Raw genomic sequence first — 17,002 nt, forward strand, 5'->3', positions numbered from 1 at the left:
CCGTACCTCTTATCCTAAAAACTCTGCTTCCAGAGTTATTGAGTCTCCGTCGTGCCCGTCAGGGTAGTTCCGCTCACGCTAATGCCCAGGTCACCCCAGCCACCGGGCGTTTTGCCGTCCGCTCGGTAAAAGTTGACGACCATCGAACCCGGCTCCATGGTGAACGTAGCCTTGCGAGCTGCAGCATCCACCGTCGCGCCATGGTTGATCTCAAAGAACGGGTCGATCTCCACGTTCTCCCCCCACGCGAGCGTGACGTTTGCCGGTGCGCCCGTAACCGTCACGCGGTAATTGTACGCAGCGTAATCAGCAAACTTGCCAGCCTCATAGACCAGCGCGCCCTCAACCGCAGCGGTCTTGACCTCGGCCCTCTTTGACGGCACGACTTTCGCCGCCAGACAGGCTAGCTCGGTGCCGGGGCTCTGCTCCGATACGACCGTGGCCTTAATCACAAAGTATGCTTGTCCCAACTTACCCTCGGGGAAGGTCACGGTGTAGTCGTTCTTGGTAGGTTGATTCTCCGGAAGCGTGACGCTGCTACCGGGCTGGGGCGCATAGCTCCACGTGGCGCCATCGAGCCCGTGCCCCTCGACCGTCAAGGTGTATGTCACATTTTTGTCGTTGCAGAAGTTGCTGTTGCCCAGCAAGTAGTTGTAGATGCTAAAGGTAAAGTTGCACTGCCCGTTGTTGGGATACACCGTAACGGAGCGCTGGGCACGGGCGAGCTCGTCGGGGCTAGGCGCACTCATATAGCCCGTGAGCAAATCGCTTGCAAATAGGCTCTGCGCAGTGCCCGTTGCGGCGACGGACTTTAGAAATCCGTTGGCGGTGTAGGCGGAATAGGTAAAGTAGCCACCCGTCACGAGCGCCACGGCGCAAATAAGTGCGATTGCCGCCACAACCAGCTTGTTCTTGACTAGGCTCTTACTTTTTGCCAGCTGCTCGCGCTCGGCATCCTGCTGTTTCTCTCGCTTCTCCATGTGCGCCCCCTCTCCTACTTGCCGCTCGTGTTGCGCGCGATCAGATAAATCACGTCGGTCTCTTTGGCGCTCTCGTCCCACGAAAGCTTGATGATAAAGTTGAGTGTGTCATTGCCAGTCGAGTTGTCGAGTGTCTTAGCGTTGAGGTCGCCTTTGTTGAACACCTTGAAACGGTAGAGTGGACGCGCGTTGCGTTGGACGTTTTGGTACTCCTTGAATGTAAGGTCGCTTGCGCCGGGGACCGGCTCGGTTGCCAGGCCATCACCCGCGTCGTTGATGGGCATGAAGCTCGTCAGCAGGTTCTCTCCGGTTGCTATCCAGCTATAAGATTTGCCGCCTGCGGTACCGCTCACGTCGGGCGTCTGGAGCGCAGACGTGTTCTCGGCTCTGTACAGCTCAATAGTAAGACCTTTAATGTTGGTCGTATTCGCAAGCTGCAGCTCAAACCCATCGCCGCCCGTCTGCACGCAAAACGGGCGCTTGAGCGTCACCGTGTTGCCGGTCTTGGTATCGCCGTATTCGGGGTTGTAACTCAGGTCGATCTGCTCGGCTGCCGTAGCGTTGGGGCCCAGCACCTTGAGCTCTGCCGGCTCCTTGATCTTGCCAACGGTGGAGCCGCGATTGGCATCGACGAACCATCCGAGCGTCAATCCCAGCAACACGAGAAGCACGGCCACCAGACCCACGATGGCCAGGGATTCGCGACGGTGGTCGCTCACCCAAGCCTTGATGCGCTCGATGCGGCCAGCCGGACGCGCTTCGCCGTGCGAGCCGAACCCGTTGCCGCCGGGGTTTGCCGCTCCTTCGTTGTGTTTGATATCGCCCTGTTCGCGGGCATTAAGCTGCTCGTCCATTTATTTATCCGCCTCCTTGGCGGTAAAGCGCACGCGAATGTACTTGACGTTCTTGCCGATAATCTCGTCGGCGTTGTTGTAGTAGCTGGCGCAGGTTTCCACATCCGCAGAGGACATGCCGGCTCCGACAGGCGGAACCGCGCTAGGCGCCTGACCTGGCACGCTCGTGCTATCGGCGCGGAAATAGCGCGCGTGGTTATTGTTGATGTCGCCGACGAGGGTTGTGTATCCCCCCTCGTCGCCTGTGTTAGCGAAAAGGTTGCCACCGTAGCCGGCGTTGCCCGTGTGAACATAGCTCTTGAACTGCTCCGGCCAAATCCAGTAGAGGGTTTTGGTGACGGTTTCGGTCGTGCTATTTGAGTCCGCAGCGTAAAAGCTCGACTTTGGGATGGTAAAGCTCTGCGTAATGACGGTGACGCTGGCCCCGTCCTGGGTCACCGTGGTGGTCGTGGGGACCAGCGGATTCGAGTAAAAGCCAGAGGCGTCTTTGCCCTGAAAAACCAGGATATGACCGCGCACCAAATCTTTAAGCGAGTTGATGATCTCTTCGTTTTTCGATGCATCCGCAGCAGTGCCGCCCGTGCCCGCAACGCTCGTCTGAACAGAAATTTCCCAGGTCATCTCCACCGTGATATCGTGCAGGTCATTGCAGAGCGGCCTGACGTTGAGCTGGAGCTGGCCGGCCGACCCCGGAGAGAGACCGCCATCGGCGCTCATGTTATTGAGGTTGAAAAGATTGTTCACGGCAAGGCTTGTACTGTCCGACGCGTAGTTGTCCTGAGTGTCGTACTTACCCGCCGTGCCGCCCTGCGTTCCCGAGAGCACAAACCGCGGGCCCTTCGCCGCGATCGTGCTCCCCGTGGCGCTCACTCGGTTATTCGCGGCAAACCAGGCCAGGCATGCAAAGATGGCAACGATGGCGGCCAGCACAAACAGACCGCTCACCAGGAAATCCTTCCAGAAATCCTTGAGGGTCCGCACATGCTCGTCGGCAGCTTGGCGGTACTCGGCCGCCGTCTTGTGCTGCTGGAGCTCGCTATGTCGGTCCATGCCACTCATCGCTTGCGTTTGCCCTGCTAGCGGGCGTGCCATCCTTTCCGCTTGGTCGCGATCAATCCGTTGCTCGTAGGCATAGAATTCAGGCAGAATACAACACCATACGATAAGGTAAAAGAATAGCATTGACCTGCGGTTTGCTCCACAGCGCAAGCCTTAATGATGTCTTAAAAGTCAAATCCTTGGTGCAAGGGGGTCAGGTTACTTCGCACCAACATGGTGCACACAAACCTAGCCCCCCCTTGTACTAATCCGTAGCACCGGGCAGCGGACGCACGGCGTGCCGTCCCTTAACGCCCCAACGCACGCACGGGTATCACGTAGATACCGTCCTCGACCTCGCGAGCGTACTCACCCACCCCCACAATCACGGCCATAAACTCCGGTTCGCGTGTGCGTGAACGAGGATTTCCACAGACCTTTTTGCGAACGCGCTTGAGACTCTCGACGCCGGCGCTCGCCTTATCTTCACTCACCTTAATCTCAAAGGCGGCCCACCGTCCATCGGCTAGCTGCACGATAGCATCGCACTCAAGGCCCGAATCGTCGCGATAATAGCGCACGGGCGTGCTATCCAGCAGGTCGAGCGAACGTGCGTAGACCGAAAGGTCGCGTATGACCAAATTCTCAAACACCAGACCAAATGTCTGCCAGTCGGCAAGCAGCGCCTGCAAGGACATACCTAGCAAGGCGCAAGCAAGGCTTGGATCTGCCAGATAGCGCTTGGGTTTGACGGCAAAGCGTCGTTTGTCGCGCGCGGCGGGAACCCAACCGGGGACCTCCTCGAGAATGAACATGCCTTTGAGGGCATCCAGGTACCTACGCACCTTGGTCTCGTCGGCAAACGCTGCGGGTTCCTCCTCGGCACCGAACATATCCATAAGAATCGTTTTATACGTGGTTGCCTGTCCCAGATTGCGCGCGATCGATGCGGAGACTCGACGAGCAATATCGGGGTCGAGACCGACCGCCGGGAAGCTGCTCGAAAATGTGGTGTTGAGATATTCGCGGGCGATGAGCTGGGCGTCAGCCGAAACCATATCGATCGCCTCGGGCCAGCCGCCGCGGCAGGCGGCTTCGACAAGCCCCGGCGTATCGCCATCGCACCGGCAGGGCTCAAAACGATGCTCAAACAAGCCCGCCAGGCTCACCTTGCCGTTGGACTCACCTGTCTCGGCAAACGTCATGGGGTGCATGCGGACGCGGCCGATGCGGCCGGCTCCACTATGCGCGGGCGCCTCCGCCTTTGAGCCAAACGCAGGCGTGGCGGAACCCGTGAGGATATAGGCGCCGCGCGTGCCCCGGGTGCGGTCAACCTCGTGTCTAACGTAGTCCCAAATCTGGGGAACGCGCTGCCACTCATCGATAATATGCGGACGGTCTCCCAGCAACATCATCGCCGGGTCGGCACGCGCGAGGTCGAGATTCTCGTCGACATACGAGACGGACGCCCCGTGCTCGAGCGCGGCCCACGTCTTGCCGCACCACTTGGTGCCCGCAATCTCGACCGCGCCAAAGACGCGAAGGTAGCGTTCGATTTGCGCATCCACGATACGCGGGATGTATCCGTCCCGATGTAGCCTCTCGCCCGCCATGAGCCACCCCCGCAGATTTCCAGTTCCTGCTTTCTGGTTCTTCTATTCCACTGTAGCAAATTCGGATTTTCGGGTGGTTGCGATTCGGATTTTCGTGTTCATATAATTCGGATTTTCATGTTCTAAGAAGTCGGATTTTCTGAACCCGCTGGTCAGGGGCGCTCTCATTGGCAAAAAGGCGGGGAGCACCGATACGGCACTCCCCGCCCACTCAATACGCGATGGCTTTCTTACTTAGAGCTCGTTGGCCGCGTGATATGCCGTGCGAATGGCGCTCGCAATATCGGCGGTGCGCTCGCCCGAGCAATCGCCCACGCAGGTCACGGGCACCGTCACGCCGTCCAGGTCAAACGCGTTGGCCTTGGAGCCCACGGCCATCACCACGTAATCGCAAGCGATCTTCACCGGCTCCTCGGCGCCGTCCTCGGTGGTGCGGACAGCCTCCACGCCCTCGTCGGTAATGGCGGTCAGGCGGGTCTTCACGTGCTGCTCAACGCCATGCTCGGCAAAGTCGCTCATAATCAGCGGCAGGATGGTCTCGGACTCGCCCGCGGCAATCTTGTCGAGCATCTCCACGATCGCCACCTCGCAGCCGTGCTGCAGCAGGTACTCGGCAGTCTCGGTGCCCACCAGGCCACCGCCGATAACGGCGACGCGGCCCGTAAGCTCCACCTTGCCGGCCAGCACGTCCCAGCTCGAGACGACCTTCTCCGAATCGGCACCCGGAACGGGGATGACCACGTCGTGCGCGCCCACAGCCACAATCGCGGCGTCGGCAGCGTTGAGGTCCGCGGGGCTAGCGGTATGGTTGAGCTCAACCTTCACGCCCAGGCCGGGCAGAATCTTCTCGTAATACTCGACCGAGCGCATGATCTCGTCCTTGCGCGGAGGCGCGGCTGCCAGCACAATCTGGCCGCCCAGATGATCGCTCGCCTCGTAGACGGTCACGTCGTAGCCGCGCTTGGCCGCCACGCGCGCGGCCTCCAGGCCGGCAATACCGCCGCCCACCACGGCAATCTTCTTGTCGCCCTCGCCCGGCTTAATGGCGATGGTCGCCTCGTCTCCGTTCTCGGCATTGAGCACGCACGAAATGTACTTGCGGTTTTGGATCGCATCGACGCAGCCCTTGTTGCAGTTGAGGCACTCGCGAATGGGCTCGCCCGTGGCGGCCTTGAGCGCAATGTCGGGGTCGCACATGAGCGAACGGCCGTAAGCGATGATGTCGGCCGATCCGTCTTCCAGGATCTTCTCGCCGGCCTCGACCGAGACAACGCGGCCGACGGTTGCCACCGGCACGGAGACCAGGGCCTTGACGCGCTCGGCCACGGGCAGCGTCCAGTTGTAGGGCATGGCGCCCATGGGCGGAATGGTGTCGCCCATGTTGCCGGTGTGGTTGGCCTGTGCGACCTGGATCATATCGATGCCCGCGCCCTCGAGCAGCTTGGCAAACTCGCAGGCCTCGTCGGGCAGCAGGCCGCCCTTGCCGCGCGGCGTGCCGTCGGGGTTCTCCATGATCACGGGGAGCTTGTACTCCACCATCAGCTCCGGCGCGGCTTCCTTAATGGCGGCGACGACCTCCAGCGCATAACGGACGCGGTTCTCGAACGAGCCGCCATACTCGTCCGTGCGCTTGTTGAGGATGGCGGAGCACAGCGAACCCACCAGACGGTCGCCGTGGACCTCGATGGCGTCGATGCCAGCCTGCTGCGCGCGGGCGGCCGAGGCGGCGATGGCCTCCTTGATCTGGGTGAGTTGCTCCACGGTGGCCTCGTTCACAAAGTGCTGCATGTCGTGGTGCAGTTTGGCGTAGGCCTGCTTGCGGATCTCGTTGGACTCGGCCATCTTGGCGGCGAAGGTCTCCTCGTCGCCGGCGGCCTTGGCCTCCTGCGCGGCCTTGGCGGCAGCCATGGAGCCCATGACCATGCGGCCGACACCGGGCACGTCGTACTCGGGGTGGAACAGCTGCAGCGCGACCTTGGCGCCGTGCTTGTGGACGGCGTCGGCCAGTGCCTTAAACGTGGGGATCTGGGCGTCGGTCGCCAGCTTGGGCGTGGGGCTCGCGGTCATGACGGGAGCGACGTCGCCGATGACGATGTAGCTCACGCCGCCACGGGCCAGACGCTCGTAAAAAGCCAGGCTGCGCTCGCCGATGGAACCGTCGCGCTCCTCGTAGCCGGTGGTCAGCGGCGGGAACATAATGCGGTTCTTGAGCTCAAGGGGGCCAACCGTAATGGGCTGGAGCAGCTTGGATGCAGGTGCGGTCATGGATATTCCTCTCTTGTAGGCGCGGCGGCGATGATGCCGCGTAGTTGTCTAGAGGATATGGCATGGGAGCACGGCGACGCAACGGAAATCGGCGGATAGCGGGTGAGGGCTGGTGGATGGGGCAGGGTTGGGTTGGGGGTTTGTCTCGATCTGTAACAGTTACTCGGCAAATACCGTTCCTCGTGTTACAGATCAAGACATTCCCCTCGGCCCATCCTCAACAATCTAAATCTGTAACAGTTAGACCCACTTTTGACCTCTACCTGTTACAGATCAAGACAAACCAACCCGGTCTGCCAGAACATCTAAATCTGTAACAGTTACTCGGCAAAAACCGTCCCTTGTGTTACAGATTTAGACAAACGGAGGCCGGCTGCTGGCTTGTCTCGATCTGTAACATCTAGCCGCCCAAATCGGGCCTACCTGTTACAGATCGAGATTTTGTTTGAGAGGCTAGAGACCAGAAGCCCGAGTGGAAAAGCGGACAGGCCGACGGCATCGCCCCGCCGTCATACCGAGGACCGCGCCACGGCAGCCCGGGCGTGGGCCAACCCCGCAATTCCGGACATTTCATCCCTTTTCCGGACATTTTTAGCCCGTTTCCGGACATTGTCCGCGAATGTCCGGAAACGGGACCGTCATGTCCGGGATGGGATTTGGCCAACGGCAGCCCCCAGTAAAGGTTCCCAACCCCACAGCAGAGTTCCCTAATTCACGCCGCGCCGGTGCACGCCGGCATTAGTTAGCCATGGGGAGCGACAAAGGGGTAACCCCTTGGGTCATCGATGCCACCGCGGCCAAGGTGCGACATTACTGCGACAGAGGTGCGACATAGAGCGACCACTCTATTCGACCGACGAGCGCTTCGACCGGATATTCCGCCCGCTCGAAGGCGAGGCGGATGCAGGTTCAGGGCCTCTCCCAGACCCCGGACACCCCGGTGTGCTCGGACAGCGACTTCGGTTTCCACGACCCCGACAACTTCTCGACGTGGCAGAAGGGCCACTTCATCGAGCACGGTCTCGGCAGGATGGAGGAGGCCGAGGAGGGCGGCCGCAAGCGGAGGCTCTACGTCGGCTACGACTTCCACGAGCTGAGACACACGCAGGCCACCTTCCTGATCGGCAACGGCATCGACCCGAAGAGCGTGCAGGGAAGGCCCGGCCACGAGGTGTCGAGCATGACGATGGACGTGTACGCGCACATGATGGGAGGGAACGACCGCGAAGCCGCCGATCTTCTGGAGATCCAGCGCGAGGCGGGCGCGCCCATCACCATCGACGGGAGCCGGATCACCGTCATGGCGAGGGAGGCTTAGGGCAGACGTCGCCACGACGAAGCACACTCCCTCCCTAACGTCAGGGGTCATCGCCGCTGGACCGGCAGGCGATAAAGCCCAGGATGATAAAATGCTTTCGACGCAGGAGCGTCCCCATCTTTGAATCGAGGAACCATGAGCGATTTTGATGCCGAGGACGAATCGGTCGAAACGAGCGCGCCGATAGCCCCGACCGATTCCGCAAACATAGAGCCCCTAATCCATACCGTCCGTGGGCAGCAAATCATGCTCGACACCGATCTCGCTCGGTTATACGAGGTAGAGACAAAGAATCTCAACCGCGCCGCCGCACGCAACGCCGACAGATTCCCCGAGGACTTCCGTTTTCAACTGACCAAGGAGGAGGACGAGTCTTTGAGGTGCCAAATTGGAACCTCAAAGACCATGGAGGGCCGCGGCGGGCGACGTTACCTCCCCTATGCCTATACCGAGCAGGGCATAGCCATGCTGTCCGGCGTGCTACGCAGCGAAGTGGCGGTGCAGACCAGTATCAGTATCATGAGGGCGTTTGTCGCCATGCGCCACCTCCTCGCCGAAAATGCCACCCTGTTTGAGCGGCTGCGCGGCGTCGAGTTGAGTCAGGCGGCGTTTCAGCAATCGACCAACGAGCGTTTCAACCAGGTGTTCCACCTGCTCGAAGGCGAGGTCGAGAAACCCCAGCGGATCTTCTTCGCCGGGCAGATGTTCGACGCCTTCAGCCTGCTGACAGATCTCGTGGGCCGCGCCGAGCGCGAAATCTCCCTCGTGGATGGCTACGTAGATGTCCACACCCTGAACATCCTCGCAAAGAAGCGCAAGGGCGTCGCGGTGACCGTCTACACGTCCGGCAACCGGCTCACGCAAGGCGATGTCGACGTGTTCAACGCACAGTACCCGCAGCTCACCGTCCGCCGCACCAGAACGTTCCACGACCGCTTCCTTATCCTCGACGGTGCGACCGCGTATCACATCGGCGCATCCCTCAAGGACGCGGGAAAGAAGTGCTTCGGCATAGACCTCATCCAAGACGATGAGCATCAAACGGCTTGAGCGTTATCCGACCTCTTGCCACAAGCCCTAAAGTTTGAGCATGATCGCTGAAAGCCTCGTTAGTCAACATGTCAAAGTAGGCCCTGGTCCGCAAGCCCTCGATAATGTTTGCCGAGGAGCGTCAACCGGCAGAACTTGCTCTCCATCGCCGCGTTCCACATATGGTCGGCGCCAACTGGAACCAGAAGACCATGCCGGTTGTATTTCTGGAGCAGTGAGAACACCCGGTTGTTCCTGGGCTCTGCTGGAGGCATAGCGTCTGTTCTTCCTTCGTCCTTTGGCCCATACGACGGATCCAGCCTGTATTCATAGTCCTCTGTTGGGAAGAACTTTTTCGACTCCCCCTCCTTTCCTCCAGGATACACGGATGGCAAGAGTCGAAACGCCTCCTCAATATCCAGACTTCACACGAGCCTGATGCAAATAGAGATAGACGGATTCCAGACCTGGCAAATCAAGACACGACCAGCCGCTCGCACCCAAAGCCGTTTGCCTAAAAATGTATACCGCTGGCCGAAATGGAAAGATGGTAACAGCGAAAAAGACTAGCCGAGCTCGTTTTAAGCACCGTTTGTTCCGTCCCGCATGTTTTGTGAACACTCTATCTATCATGAAGCCAGTAAACAGAGGTGGACATCAACATCCAACGCCGGCAAGCATGTGAGCGCCTCCTCTGTCCAAGGGGCAAGCCCCCGAGATTAGTTAGGAGAGGGGAAGAGATGGATAAAGTCAAAACGGCCTTCCAGAACTTTGGCCGCGTTATCGTCGACCCTATTTTGTACCTTTCGGTAACGGGCATCATTTTGGCCATCGCCACGGTATGCTCGCTCGGCAGCGGAGTTGTCGCAGATCTGGGCACGCTGCTCTCCGCGGCAACCAACTCCGCGGTGATCGGCAACCTGCCGGTGATTTTCGCAGTCGGCCTAACGGCAGGCTTCGCAAAGAAACAAAAATCCAACGCGGCAGTGTTTGGACTTATTAGTTACCTCATGTTCCTGTATGTCAACAACGCCTACCTGACGCTCACCGATCAGCTGGCAAAAGCCGGCGCGATGGGTCTGTATGGCACTGGCCAGGCAACGGTGCTGGGTCTTCAAGTTACCGATGTCAACGTCTTCGGCGGCGTACTCATCGGATGCTTCTGCGGTTGGCTCTATAACAAACTGATCGACGTAAAGGTATCGGAGTATATCCGGATTTACGGCGGACCCCGCCTGGCCCTTCTGGCGATGGTTCCGCTGAGCATTGTCTTCGGCATCGGAGCGACTATCGTGTGGCCCCCTATCGCCAACGCCATCAGCAACTCTTCTTCATTCATCGCAGCCTCGGGTGGTCTGGGCGTTTTCATTTACGGCTTCCTGAACCGCGTCCTCGTACCTCTCGGCATGCACCACTTTATGTGGATGCCGTTTGACTACTCCGCGATTGGCGGCACGGCGGTCATCGCCGGCCAGAGCGTTTCTGGCGCAGCAAACATCTTCTATGCCGAGCTTCCTCTTATCGCCGACGGGTCCCTCACCACAGTCGACCCCTCTGTCCGCTTTGCCATGTTCGGCTTTGGCAAGGAATTCGTAACCCTTGGCACCGTGCTCGCAATGATTGCAACCTCCCGTCCTGAGAATCGAAAAGCCGTTGCAGCCATGCTGGTGCCTATTTACATCACAGCCATGCTCTCCGGCAACACCGAGCCGCTTGACTTCATGATCCTGTTCGCGTCTCCGATTCTCTGGGTTGCCTACAGCCTGTTCTACGGACTGGGCGAGATGCTCCTGTTTGTCCTGGGAGTCCGCTTGCTTAACATGTACGGTGGCATCGAGCTGCTCACGCTCGGCCTGCCTTTGCCAATGGGCGTCACCAAGTTCCCGATTTACATCGTCTTGGGCATCGTGTTTGCCGCCGTTTCGTTCATCGTTCTGGCGATGGTAATCAAGAAACTCAACCTCATGACGCCCGGCCGTTCCGCAGAGTGGTCTGCAGAGGTCTCCGGAGACAACAATGCTCTCGAGTCCTCCGGAACGCCGGAAGTCGACGCAAAACAGCAGGAGATGGTGCAGAACATCATCAACGGCCTTGGCGGCAAGGACAACATCAACACCATGGGCTGCTGCATGACTCGTCTCCGTGTCGAGGTCAAAGACCCCAGCAAGGTCAACGAAGAGACCATCAAGAAGGCTATCGACAAGGGCTTGTTTAAGAACGGTACCAATGTCCAGATTGTTGTGGGAACCAACGTGCACTCCGTCTACGACCTGCTGCGTCCCATCCTTAATCTGGAAGATTAACGATCGCCTAATCGACGGGCGATAAGCGAGGAGACCTCATGCTAACCAAGACGTTTCATTCAATCCAAGACATGTTCGAACGTTTGCTCAACATGTATAAAGAAAAGTCGACAAAGGGTCTTCTCGCTCTCATGGCTGCATTCGTATGTGGTTTTATCTGGCCGCTCCTTGGTCTGCTCGCAGCGGTTTGGACCCGGCATTCAGGAAGGCACACGGACGCAGGCAGCATTGCAGGCATGGCAGCGGTTATCAACATCGCTACTTACTTCATACAGATAGTGGTCAAGATTATCTGCGGCTCAATTTGATTTGAAAGGCATGAACAACATGAACGGATACAAGATTGTCATCTGCGGCGGCGGCAGCACCTATACCGCCGGCATCGTCAAAGACCTGATCGACCAAAAGGATGAATTGGGGATTCGCGAGCTTTGGCTCTATGACATCGACGAGGAGCGCCAAGATACGGTCGCCGTGGTGGTTAAAGCAGTCATCGATGACCTTGCTCCCGAGATTCCCCTGCATGTAACCGTCGACCCCAAAGAAGCATTTACAGATGCGAACTTTGTTATGGCGCAGATGCGCGTGGGCGGGCTCAAGATGCGTATCCAGGATGAGCAAATCAGCCTGCGCCATGGCGTAGTCGGCCAAGAGACCTGCGGAGCAGGTGGCATGGCATATGGCATGAGAACCATCTTCCCCATGTGCGAGCTTGTCGATTTCTGCGAGGAGTACGCCTGCAAGGACTACTGGATCGTCAACTACTCCAACCCCGCTGCCATCGTAGCCAAGGCAATGCACAAGCTGCGTCCTAACGCTCGCATTCTCGACATCTGCGATATGCCAGTGGAGATTGAAGCCCGCATGGCAGAGATTTTAGGGTGCGAACTCAACGACATTGAGGTCGACTACTTTGGCCTCAATCACTTTGGGTGGTTTACCAACGTACGCTGCAAGGGCGTCGACGTTACGGACAAGCTCAAAGAACATGTGCGCAAGTACGGTTACATTTCCGAAGCAAGCCTCAACGATGCCTTGGTGAAGGACCCAGATTGGGCCCACACCTTCAAGAATGCGGCAACGATTTCTACGCTATTCCAGGATTACCTCCCCAACACCTATTACCAGTATTACCTGTTGCCCGACGCCTGCGTGGAGTACATGGACATCAATAACACGCGTGGCATGCAGGTCGTAAACGGCCGCGAAAAGCGCATCTTCGACGCATCTGCGGCGCTTAAGCGCGGTGAAAAGGTCGATCTCACGCAGTTCTACGTAGGCGTGCATGGCAAGTTCATTGTCGATGTCGTCAAGTCTCTGGCAAAAGACCTGCGCCATCGCCAGCTGGTGATCGTGCCCAACAATGGTGCAATCGAGAACCTCTCGGACGACGCGACAGTCGAGGTTCCGGCGTACATCACTGATCGAGGAGCCGAACCGATTCGCGTCGGGAAGATTCCCCGCTTCTATAAGGGCCTTATCGAACAGCAGGATGCCTGTGAAGGCCTTGTGGTCGAAGCCGTTATCGAAGGTTCCTACCAGAAGGCACTCGAAGCCTTTGCCCTCAATCGCACGATTCCCTCAGCACGCGTGGCCAAGGAAGTCTTGGACGACATGATCGAGGCGAACAAGGGCTATTGGCCTGAGCTGAAGTAGAGGAACCGCCCAAATACCAAAAGCACAAAAGATGGCCCCAAGGCAATTGCCTTGGGGCCATCTTTTATATGCCTAGATCTCAGCAAAACTCGTGAAGATGAATGAATCGGCCTCGTGTTTTACACGATAGTTCTCTTGATAGTCCTGATTGAATATAAGCGAATAAATAACCTGAAGCGTATACGTGAGCGAGACCAAAGAAGAGTAATTTGCCACCTTTCCAATCACGCGTTCTGATTTTGGAATGGGCAAGACAGTATCGCATTGCCTGGCGAGCACCGAATCAGAAAACGCCGTAATTAGACACGGCTTGATTCCGCGCTCGGAAAGAGTGGCAGCGTATTTGGAATAGTCATAGTGAATGCCACTGTAGCTTAGGAATAAAAACAGGTCGCCGGGCTTGCCGTTTTTAACATGCAGTGTCTGCAGGCCTCCGTCGTCCGCCATGGTGACATGACGATCGAGCTTAAGAAGATTGTTGCGAAAGATGCATCCCGCCAGGTAGCTTTCCCCTTTGGCAAAGATGTAAATTCGTGGGGCGCTAAGAACCGCCTTAGCGATTATGCTTAATTTGGCGCTATCGAGCTCGATTTTCGTTTGATCTATGATGCCCTTCAAGAGATTCGCAAGGTTACCCTCGATGGCCTCAATTGAGTCGGTGCTGTCAAAAGGACGATTGCGATCAACGGTGGCAGCCAGAAGATAATCCCCGCTTATCTCCTGGATGAGTTGCATGATCAACTCTCGATAGCCGCTTAGGCCCAGTTTCTTGCAAAAGCGGATGATAGTCGCGTTCGAAGTATAAGTCTCCTGTGCGAGCTTTGCCATAGTGAGGGTCTTAAGGTCGCCGGTATGATTGAGCAGATAGGTAGCAATAGCTCGGTCGGTTTCATTAAAAGACGCGCTGTTACGCAGGCTATCAAGAATCATGGTCGCTCCGATCGCTTTAGTTTGCCGCTTAATTATGTCATTATCAAAACGACGGGCAGCCCTTCATGCACTGACTTACGCCCTGCGATCTCTCTTCTGATATTCCGCATATAACGGCAACATTAATTGCGAGGAGCGTGTCGCTCAGTTCCTAGAGAACAAATGCGAAGAGGTTCGATTGCCTGAGTTCACTGCCCGCCTTGAGGCAAAGAGACGGCCCCGGCCAAGCTCCATGCGGATTTGAGGCAGCATGGTGCTTGTCCGTCGGCATCCTACAACCCGTAATCCCTACCCTCTGTTTCTGTGCTGGCTGGTTCAGGCAGGCGCCCTGTTCAAAATAGGCTGTTTAAAATTGATTTCGACCAAAATTCGACCAAGATTGAAAGTCAAAAAAGAAAACAGCCCAGAGGAACAATGCCTCTGAGCTGCTAAAAGTCTTGGTCGCGGGGGCAGGATTTGAACCTACGACCTCCGGGTTATGAGCCCGGCGAGCTACCAGACTGCTCCACCCCGCAATGTCTGGGCGCCTCATGTGCGCAAGAAAGAATATTACGCGGGAGTTCGGTAAGCGGCAAGGAAAATCTCGTAGAGCATAATTCCTTCATATTTAAACCCCTCAGCCCATATCACCGTAAGCGAATCGCGGCTCAGCGGCCCCGACGGCGCGTATACAATGGTGCGCGTCCTTTTACGCCGACACCTGGAGTAGACATGCTGCTCGCTATCGATATGGGAAACACGCAGACGGCCATGGGCCTGTTTGACGGAGACAAGTTGGTGCAGTCGTGGCGTATGCCCACCGACCGCTCCTATACCGCCGACGAGATCCACGTGCGCCTGATGGGTTTCTTTAAGATGTACGACCTCTCGCTCGGCGCGGTCGACGCGATCGCCTTTGCCGGCGTGGTGCCACAGCTCTCGCGCGAGTGGCACGCCGTGGCCAACCGCATTGCCGCGGACGCCATCGTCATTGGGCCGCAGACGGCGGCCGTGACCAAGCTGCGGGCGGCGCGTCCCCAGGCCGTTGGTGCCGACCGCATCGCCAACGCCGTCGCTGCCGAGACCTTCTACGGCGCCCCGGCGATCGTGGTGGACTTTGGCACCGCAACCAATATCGACGTCATCGACGAGGACGGCTATTACATTGGTGGAGCGATTGCGCCGGGCATCCGCATTTCGATGGACGCGCTCGCCGCCCGAGCCGCCAAGCTCGCCAGCGTTCCGCTCGAGGCGCCCGAGCACGCCATCGGCCGCGATACCGAGGAGTGCATCAAAGTCGGCGCCGTAACGGGCGCCGCCGCCATGGCCGAGGGCTTGGTCGCGCGCATGAAGCGCGAGCTGGGGCGCGAGGACGCCACCGTTATCGCCACGGGTGGCCTCGCCAGCATCGTCGCCGATTCAACCGACGCCTTCGACGTGGTCGACGGGCAGCTCACCATCAAAGGCATCTGCGAAATCTACCGCCGCATGCAGAGGCTGGGGTAAGGCGGGGTTTAAGTCGAGCGCGAGCGGCGAACTAGGCAACGCATCGGTCCTATTCCTCAAAATCAAAATTTTTTCGATTTTGAGGAATAGGACCTTTTGCTAAGCCTCGCCGCACAACCACCTCGCCAGGTCCACGATCTGCACCCCATCGCGATCCGTGGCCTCGTGATGCGTGCGGGCGAGAATCATCTTGGGGTACGCGTCGCCAATGCTCAGCAGTGGTGAAATCTCGCGTTCAAATGTCTTATCCGAGCTGATGTCGTCGCTCACCTGAATATAGAGCTTCTCGCTCCGTTTGATTGCTACAAAGTCTATTTCCTTTTTATAGAGCACGCCGACATATACCTCGTATCCGCGGCGCAGCAGCTCGACTGCCACCATGTTCTCGTATACGCGTCCCCAATCCATATCACGTGTACCAAGAAGCGCATATTTAAACGCATGGTCCGCCAGATAGTACTTCTCGCCGCTCTTAAGGTATTTTTTGCCACGAATGTCGTACCGACGAACTTTATAGAAGGCAAACGCATCGCACAGGTACCCCATGTACGTGCCGACCGTCTTGTTCGTAATCTTTAACCCATCCGCATTTAATGCATCAGTAATGTTGCGTGCCGACGTAATGTTGGAAACGTTGTCCATCATGTAATCGGCAATGCGCAGCAGCGCCGATTCGTTTCTCACGTTATGCCGCTGCACGATATCTCTCACAATGAGCGTCTTGACGACGTTGGAGAGATATTGATAGCGCTGCTCCTGCAGTGGATAAGGGTAAGAGCCGGACATACCGCCGGTTCTCGCGTACTCATCGAAGTCGCGGTCGACCTCGCCCTCGTCGCCATAGAGACGATACTCCTCAAACGAGAATGGGAAAACCTCGATCTCGAACGTACGCCCCGTAAAGAGCGTCGACAGATCGCTCGACAGCAAAAAGGCATTCGATCCGGTAATGAATATGTCGTACTGCTCGGATGCGTGAAGGCTATTGATCGCACGCTCAAAACCGTCGCACATCTGAACTTCATCGATAAGCAGAAAGTTTTGTTTGCCGGACACTCGATGCTCTTTTACATAGGCGAGCAGCGCGTGATACTCGAGCAGGTTCTCGAACTCATCGAGGTTGTAGTTGATATGGATGACATTCGAATTGGACAGATGTGCCTCCACGTAATCGCGGAGGGCCTCGAGCAATTTTGATTTACCGCTACGACGGATGCCCGTGATGACCTTGATGTCCGGCACGCCAATAAGACTCGTCAACGTGTCCATATATGACGTTCTATTGATGAGTTTCATCGGGGCCTCCTCGCGGTCTTTTATCGCTATTCCTCAAAAACGAAAATTTTTCAGTTTTGAGGAATAGGCTCTATAGCGAATATACCTCGCGAAAGACCGAGCTGCCTTAATCCTATTCCTCAAAAACGAAAATTTTTCAGTTTTGAGGAATAGGATGCTGGCAACCCATTCCCCAGATAGGCGAAACCCTCCCCGGCACAGGCCGAGGAGGGTCTTGTTGTCATCGTTATCTTTG

Annotated in this window: 13 protein-coding genes and 1 tRNA gene; 6 read left to right on the top strand and 8 right to left on the bottom strand. The window is 57.4% G+C overall.

What is annotated here, in order from left to right; all coding sequences use genetic code 11:
* Nucleotides 1-35 precede the first annotated feature (35 nt).
* The 5 genes from DXC79_RS01370 to bilR all read right to left on the bottom strand — a co-directional run bounded on the left by DXC79_RS01370 (nucleotide 36) and on the right by bilR (nucleotide 6,750).
* Nucleotides 36-980: a hypothetical protein gene (locus tag DXC79_RS01370; RefSeq protein ID WP_117634607.1), complete on the bottom strand. Its 945-nt coding sequence runs from the start codon at nucleotides 978-980 to the stop codon at nucleotides 36-38.
* 14 nt (nucleotides 981-994) lie between these two features.
* Nucleotides 995-1,834 carry a hypothetical protein gene (locus tag DXC79_RS01375; protein ID WP_117634609.1) on the bottom strand — a complete coding sequence of 280 codons (840 nt, stop codon included), beginning with the start codon at nucleotides 1,832-1,834 and terminating at the stop codon, nucleotides 995-997.
* Nucleotides 1,835-2,884, bottom strand: a complete 1,050-nt coding sequence (locus tag DXC79_RS01380; RefSeq protein ID WP_147327462.1) for a hypothetical protein — start codon at nucleotides 2,882-2,884, stop codon at nucleotides 1,835-1,837.
* A 296-nt stretch (nucleotides 2,885-3,180) separates the two neighbouring features.
* Entirely contained in the window at nucleotides 3,181-4,485 is a 1,305-nt protein-coding gene (locus DXC79_RS01385) for an ATP-binding protein (protein WP_117634613.1), read from the bottom strand.
* Nucleotides 4,486-4,719: 234 nt separating this feature from the next.
* Nucleotides 4,720-6,750, bottom strand: coding sequence for a bilirubin reductase, long form (bilR, locus tag DXC79_RS01390; RefSeq protein ID WP_117634616.1), 2,031 nt, complete (start codon nucleotides 6,748-6,750; stop codon nucleotides 4,720-4,722).
* A 901-nt stretch (nucleotides 6,751-7,651) separates the two neighbouring features.
* Here bilR and DXC79_RS01395 point away from each other — a divergent pair.
* The 5 genes from DXC79_RS01395 to DXC79_RS01420 all read left to right on the top strand — a co-directional run bounded on the left by DXC79_RS01395 (nucleotide 7,652) and on the right by DXC79_RS01420 (nucleotide 13,056).
* The gene (locus tag DXC79_RS01395) at nucleotides 7,652-8,068 is read left to right on the top strand and encodes a tyrosine-type recombinase/integrase (protein ID WP_117634618.1); all 417 of its coding nucleotides are present in this window, start codon (nucleotides 7,652-7,654) and stop codon (nucleotides 8,066-8,068) included.
* 135 nt (nucleotides 8,069-8,203) lie between these two features.
* Entirely contained in the window at nucleotides 8,204-9,118 is a 915-nt protein-coding gene (locus DXC79_RS01400) for an ORF6N domain-containing protein (RefSeq protein ID WP_117634620.1), read from the top strand.
* Nucleotides 9,119-9,837: 719 nt separating this feature from the next.
* Nucleotides 9,838-11,400, top strand: coding sequence for a PTS transporter subunit EIIC (locus tag DXC79_RS01410; RefSeq protein ID WP_117634622.1), 1,563 nt, complete (start codon nucleotides 9,838-9,840; stop codon nucleotides 11,398-11,400).
* A gap of 38 nt (nucleotides 11,401-11,438) precedes the next feature.
* Nucleotides 11,439-11,708 (top strand): hypothetical protein, encoded by a 270-nt coding sequence (locus DXC79_RS01415; RefSeq protein WP_117634623.1) that lies wholly within the window; start codon nucleotides 11,439-11,441, stop codon nucleotides 11,706-11,708.
* Nucleotides 11,709-11,727: 19 nt separating this feature from the next.
* Complete coding sequence (locus tag DXC79_RS01420; RefSeq protein WP_233502673.1) at nucleotides 11,728-13,056, top strand: 6-phospho-alpha-glucosidase; 1,329 nt, start codon at nucleotides 11,728-11,730, stop codon at nucleotides 13,054-13,056.
* Between the two features lie 72 nt (nucleotides 13,057-13,128).
* Here DXC79_RS01420 and DXC79_RS01425 read toward each other — a convergent pair whose 3' ends face one another.
* The gene (locus DXC79_RS01425) at nucleotides 13,129-13,986 is read right to left on the bottom strand and encodes a MurR/RpiR family transcriptional regulator (RefSeq protein ID WP_117634627.1); all 858 of its coding nucleotides are present in this window, start codon (nucleotides 13,984-13,986) and stop codon (nucleotides 13,129-13,131) included.
* Nucleotides 13,987-14,424: 438 nt separating this feature from the next.
* Nucleotides 14,425-14,501, bottom strand: a tRNA-Met gene (locus tag DXC79_RS01430).
* A gap of 196 nt (nucleotides 14,502-14,697) precedes the next feature.
* On the opposite strand from DXC79_RS01430, the gene DXC79_RS01435 reads away from it, so the two are divergent.
* The gene (locus tag DXC79_RS01435; protein ID WP_117634629.1) at nucleotides 14,698-15,471 is read left to right on the top strand and encodes a type III pantothenate kinase; all 774 of its coding nucleotides are present in this window, start codon (nucleotides 14,698-14,700) and stop codon (nucleotides 15,469-15,471) included.
* A 99-nt stretch (nucleotides 15,472-15,570) separates the two neighbouring features.
* Here DXC79_RS01435 and DXC79_RS01440 read toward each other — a convergent pair whose 3' ends face one another.
* Complete coding sequence (locus tag DXC79_RS01440; RefSeq protein WP_117634631.1) at nucleotides 15,571-16,767, bottom strand: ATP-binding protein; 1,197 nt, start codon at nucleotides 16,765-16,767, stop codon at nucleotides 15,571-15,573.
* Nucleotides 16,768-17,002 lie beyond the last annotated feature (235 nt).

This window comes from Collinsella sp. TF08-11AT (assembly GCF_003437035.1).
Taxonomy (GTDB): Bacteria; Actinomycetota; Coriobacteriia; order Coriobacteriales; family Coriobacteriaceae; genus Collinsella.

What these genes read in the sequence shown, in the direction of transcription:
- DXC79_RS01415 (WP_117634623.1), top strand. Translation starts at nt 11,439, where the DNA reads ATGCTAACCAAGACGTTTCATTCAATCCAAGACATGTTCGAACGTTTG.
- DXC79_RS01440 (WP_117634631.1), bottom strand. Translation starts at nt 16,767, where the DNA reads ATGAAACTCATCAATAGAACGTCATATATGGACACGTTGACGAGTCTT.
- DXC79_RS01385 (WP_117634613.1), bottom strand. Translation starts at nt 4,485, where the DNA reads ATGGCGGGCGAGAGGCTACATCGGGACGGATACATCCCGCGTATCGTG.
- DXC79_RS01395 (WP_117634618.1), top strand. Translation starts at nt 7,652, where the DNA reads ATGCAGGTTCAGGGCCTCTCCCAGACCCCGGACACCCCGGTGTGCTCG.
- DXC79_RS01400 (WP_117634620.1), top strand. Translation starts at nt 8,204, where the DNA reads ATGAGCGATTTTGATGCCGAGGACGAATCGGTCGAAACGAGCGCGCCG.
- DXC79_RS01435 (WP_117634629.1), top strand. Translation starts at nt 14,698, where the DNA reads ATGCTGCTCGCTATCGATATGGGAAACACGCAGACGGCCATGGGCCTG.
- DXC79_RS01370 (WP_117634607.1), bottom strand. Translation starts at nt 980, where the DNA reads ATGGAGAAGCGAGAGAAACAGCAGGATGCCGAGCGCGAGCAGCTGGCA.
- DXC79_RS01425 (WP_117634627.1), bottom strand. Translation starts at nt 13,986, where the DNA reads ATGATTCTTGATAGCCTGCGTAACAGCGCGTCTTTTAATGAAACCGAC.
- bilR (WP_117634616.1), bottom strand. Translation starts at nt 6,750, where the DNA reads ATGACCGCACCTGCATCCAAGCTGCTCCAGCCCATTACGGTTGGCCCC.
- DXC79_RS01420 (WP_233502673.1), top strand. Translation starts at nt 11,728, where the DNA reads ATGAACGGATACAAGATTGTCATCTGCGGCGGCGGCAGCACCTATACC.
- DXC79_RS01410 (WP_117634622.1), top strand. Translation starts at nt 9,838, where the DNA reads ATGGATAAAGTCAAAACGGCCTTCCAGAACTTTGGCCGCGTTATCGTC.
- DXC79_RS01380 (WP_147327462.1), bottom strand. Translation starts at nt 2,884, where the DNA reads ATGGACCGACATAGCGAGCTCCAGCAGCACAAGACGGCGGCCGAGTAC.
- DXC79_RS01375 (WP_117634609.1), bottom strand. Translation starts at nt 1,834, where the DNA reads ATGGACGAGCAGCTTAATGCCCGCGAACAGGGCGATATCAAACACAAC.